This window comes from Actinomycetota bacterium, assembly GCA_035536535.1.
Taxonomy (GTDB): domain Bacteria; phylum Actinomycetota; class JAICYB01; order JAICYB01; family JAICYB01; genus DATLNZ01.
In genome coordinates this window covers 1-3636 of record DATLNZ010000189.1, presented here as the reverse complement: position 1 = coordinate 3636, position 3636 = coordinate 1, and the positions used below count along the sequence as shown (strand labels likewise).

5 protein-coding genes and 1 tRNA gene are annotated in these 3636 nt (G+C 67.2%); 4 read left to right on the top strand and 2 right to left on the bottom strand.

Features of this window, described 5'->3' with window-relative positions:
- Both VNE62_12570 and VNE62_12565 read left to right on the top strand, forming a co-directional pair.
- On the top strand, nucleotides 1-561 hold a 561-nt coding region (locus tag VNE62_12570; protein ID HVE93114.1), incomplete at its 5' end, for a glutamate--tRNA ligase.
- Nucleotides 562-648: 87 nt separating this feature from the next.
- Nucleotides 649-1098 carry a GNAT family N-acetyltransferase gene (locus tag VNE62_12565; GenBank protein HVE93113.1) on the top strand — a complete coding sequence of 150 codons (450 nt, stop codon included), beginning with the start codon at nucleotides 649-651 and terminating at the stop codon, nucleotides 1096-1098.
- Here VNE62_12565 and VNE62_12560 read toward each other — a convergent pair.
- A complete protein-coding gene (locus tag VNE62_12560) occupies nucleotides 1058-1825 on the bottom strand; it encodes a GNAT family N-acetyltransferase (protein ID HVE93112.1) in 768 nt (255 codons plus the stop codon). The genes VNE62_12565 and VNE62_12560 overlap by 41 nt on opposite strands.
- A gap of 46 nt (nucleotides 1826-1871) precedes the next feature.
- On the opposite strand from VNE62_12560, the gene VNE62_12555 reads away from it, so the two are divergent.
- Together VNE62_12555 and VNE62_12550 are read left to right on the top strand one after the other, a co-directional pair.
- Nucleotides 1872-1944 (top strand) — tRNA-Gln (locus tag VNE62_12555).
- A 210-nt stretch (nucleotides 1945-2154) separates the two neighbouring features.
- Nucleotides 2155-2991, top strand: a complete 837-nt coding sequence (locus VNE62_12550) for a transglutaminase-like domain-containing protein (GenBank protein ID HVE93111.1) — start codon at nucleotides 2155-2157, stop codon at nucleotides 2989-2991.
- 233 nt (nucleotides 2992-3224) lie between these two features.
- Here VNE62_12550 and VNE62_12545 read toward each other — a convergent pair.
- A partial coding sequence (locus tag VNE62_12545) for a HEAT repeat domain-containing protein (GenBank protein ID HVE93110.1) occupies nucleotides 3225-3636 on the bottom strand: 412 nt, incomplete at its 5' end.

Here is a 3636-nt window from a genome sequence, read left to right as displayed (position 1 = left end):
CGCCTCGTGGGGGAGTTCACGCTGGACCGCGTCCAGCCCCACGGTGCGATCTTCGACCGCCAAAAGCTGGACTGGATGAACCAGGAGTACATCAAGGCGCTGTCACCGGACGAGCTGCGGTCGCGCGTGCTCGAGCTTTGTCCGGACACGCACACCAACGCGCTGTCGGCCGCGATCGAGCACGAGCTGATCCAGACCAGGGTCGTGAGGCTGTCGGAGGTCCCGCAGGCGATCTCTTACCTGAGCGCGCGGCCTCCGATCGACCCCAACGCCTGGGACCAGTTCATGAGCGGGGGGCAGGCGGACGCGACGCTGGAGGCCACGGCGACGAAGCTTGAGTCGCTGGAGCCATGGACGGTGGATGCGATCAAGGATGCGATCCAGTCGCTGGTGGCCGACCTGGGCCTCCACAAGCGCAAGGGGCCCCAGCCGATCCGGATCGCGATCAGCGGCACCACCGTGTCGCTGCCCCTTTTCGAGTCCATCTACATCATCGGGCGGGCCGAATCGGTGGCCCGCTTGCGGGCTGCCCGCGAAGTATCGGTTTCACCGGCAGGCTGACCGCGGTGCCGGTGCGCGACGTGCGCGGGCCGTTGACCGTGCCTTGAGGGCGGGTGCGCTGGTGTGACGAGGTTGATTTTTGCGCCGATGACCGAAGAGCGTGCCAGAGCCATAGCTTCGTGGCGCTACGGGGGCGATCTCTCGATGTACGACGGGGACGACGACACCTCGGCGCTGCTCGATGCTGCCAACGGCTACCACGCCCTGCTGGACGACAAGGGGGAGCCCGCCGGGTTCTGCTGCTTCGGACCCGACGCGCGAGTCCCCGGTGGCGACTACCCGGACGACGCCCTGGACGTGGGGCTGGGACTGCGTCCGGACCTGGTTGGGCACGGGCTCGGTCGGCAGGCCGCGAGTGCCGCATTCGACTTGGCGGGCGGCTCCACGCCATTGCGGGTCACGGTGGCGAAGTTCAACTGCCGGGCCATCCGGCTGTGCGAGGGCCTGGGGTTCGAGCGGACCTCGTCGTTCACCGACCCCCGGTCCGGTCGCCGCTTCATCCAACTGCGCCGGCCGCCACGGGCCGATCCGGAATGACGAACGTCCGACGCCACACCTCCTGGAACCCGAGCTTCTCGGCCACCCGTCTCGAGGCCGCATTGTGCTCGCCGGTGCTCCACACCGGAACGAGGCCGTCCCGCATCACCAGCGAGGCAACCAGCGACGCGGCGGACGTCGCGAGCCCCAGGCCGCGGGCCGCCTCGTCGGTGCCGACGCCTATCTCCGCGTGGAGATCGGTCCGGGCGTGGTTGTTGGCCTGACCGACGAGTTGTCCAGACTCGTCGAAGGCCCCGGCCACCAGTCCGGTATCCAGAAGGAGCCGCGCAGCATCGGCTGACTCTCCGACCAGACCGAAACGGGACTCCAGCAGGGGCAGGTCATCGGGCCCAAGGACGCGAACCCGGTCATCGTGAGGGACGAGTGGCGGGCCCGGGAGCGTGTACTCGACGTCGTCGAAGTACCGGACGGACACCCCCGTCTCGGCCTCGATGACCCGGCCCAGCTCTCGCGCGTCCTCCCTTTCAACCAAGACGCAGTCCCACTTCGGGATCCCGCGCAGAAGGCGCCAGAGACGGTCCGGGGGGCCGAACCCGTTGAGCTCGCGTGGCAGCAGGCTGGGCTCGACGGCCGCTGCTGCGTCGTCTGCGTAAAAGCGCCCGTTGCCCGTCCGGAGGGCGTGCAGCGGGATCGTGTTCTGGGGGAGGTCCTCCAGCAGGCTCGCGAGTTGCAAACGGCCTGCATCGTCCAGCTGGGGGAGGGTCATATCAGGCGGAGGTCCCGGGGGATGCTAGATTTGTCCCACGCAACGGTGGGCCGTAGCGTAACCCGGCAGCGCGCCAGGTTCTGGCCCTGGTAGTCCTGGTTCGAATCCAGGCGGCCCAGCTTCCTCGAATCGTTCTCGGCCCTCCGCACTCGGCGAGGAAGCCGGTGACGGTGATGATCGCGAGCAGGAACGTGACGCCGATGCCGAGTGTCGCGTAGAGGCCGCGACACTTGAGTAAGTCGCCGGCACACCGTCGAACTGGAGAGGCTCGGGCTGGCAGTCAGGTCGCACGACTTGACAGGGAATTTCGCGTCTGCCGGAGTCTTAGGGTGAACTCGGAGTTCGACTACTACGTGACGCCGGGCCCGATCACGGACCTCGACGGCGTCAACCCCGACGCTTTGCGCGACCTTCCGGAGGGCCCGGGCGATATCGCGCGCGTTGTGCGGGGGTGCCTCGTCGACGGACGTCCCGTTCCCGAAGGCAGAGACGATCCTCAGCTTCGACCGGCTCGCGCCATGATCGAGCGGATCGTCACACTCGAGCCCTCGCCGCTCGTGGATGCCCGGCCCGCGGACACGCGGCTCCACGGAACGTGCCGACACTTTGCGACGCTGACGTGTGCGCTCCTCCGGTACACGGGCACACCCGCGCGTGTCCGGGCAGGTTTCGCCGGTTACTTCGAGCCAGACGTGTGGGTAGACCACTGGATCATCGAGTACTGGCATCCGGAAACAGACAGGTGGACTCGCCTCGATCCGGAGTACGGCGACGACTGGTTTGGAGCTCGCGATCCGGCGGCCACGTCGGAATCCACAGCAGGGACGAAGTACCTTTCCGGCACCGAGGCCTGGCAGAAGTGCCGAAGCGGTGAGCTCGATCCGAACCGGTTCAAGATGGGCGGCGTGAACTGGGGGATCGGCGAGGTCCGCGGAAGCGTTCTGTACGACTTCGCTGCGCTCAACAAGGACGAAATGCTGCCGTGGGACGTATGGGCCCAGATGGAACCCGCCTACAGAAGCGAGACCGATGCTGCTTACGACGACCTGCTAGATGACGCGAGCGCTACGGCAATCGCCGGCGACCTGGAGGCGATCCGCCGACTCTACGAGAACCGTGAGGAGCTCCAGGTCCCCGGGGCGCTGGCAGGTCGCGCCGCCGTGTGATCGCTCGAGAAACTTGTCAGCGTTCGCGCGCGGCTGGTGCGCCGGTTTACGGTCCGCATTGCTTGCACACTCGCTCCCCCGTATCGAAGTCCCCCCCGCTACAAAGCCATGGACGGAAGTACGACGGTTCGACTCCAGGCGCGGCCCATGCGCGGAATCTGCCGGCAGGGGCTTTGATAGCTGGGCAGATCCGGCCTACGCTCGCACTGCGCGACATTGCGGGTAGATCACGGTCAGGTGGTTGACTTCGTCGCCCGTGGCGGGCGTGGCGCCGTCCGTGTGTAAATCGTTCCGCCGGGCGCATGCCAACTGGCCTTCTTCCTGACGGCCGAACTGGGGTCGCTTGTCGCCGCTTCGACGACGGCCAGCGACGCGACGTCACTCGCGTGGACGAACCGCCCGATCACCTCGATCGCCATCGCACGTGTGTGCGGTGACGGGTCTTGTCGCAGGACCCGCACCGCCTTCGGGAGGACGGCCTCTTCTTCCGCGCGACAGTCACCTTCCTTGCACCGGTCACACGCGAGTGCATGCAGCGCCAAAAGTCGAACCCGAGGATGCGGATCGTCGACCAGTCGGATGAGTTCGGGTAGGGCTTCCGGTACGAGGTAGTGGTCGAGGAACTCGCAGCAGGCGCGCCGCACT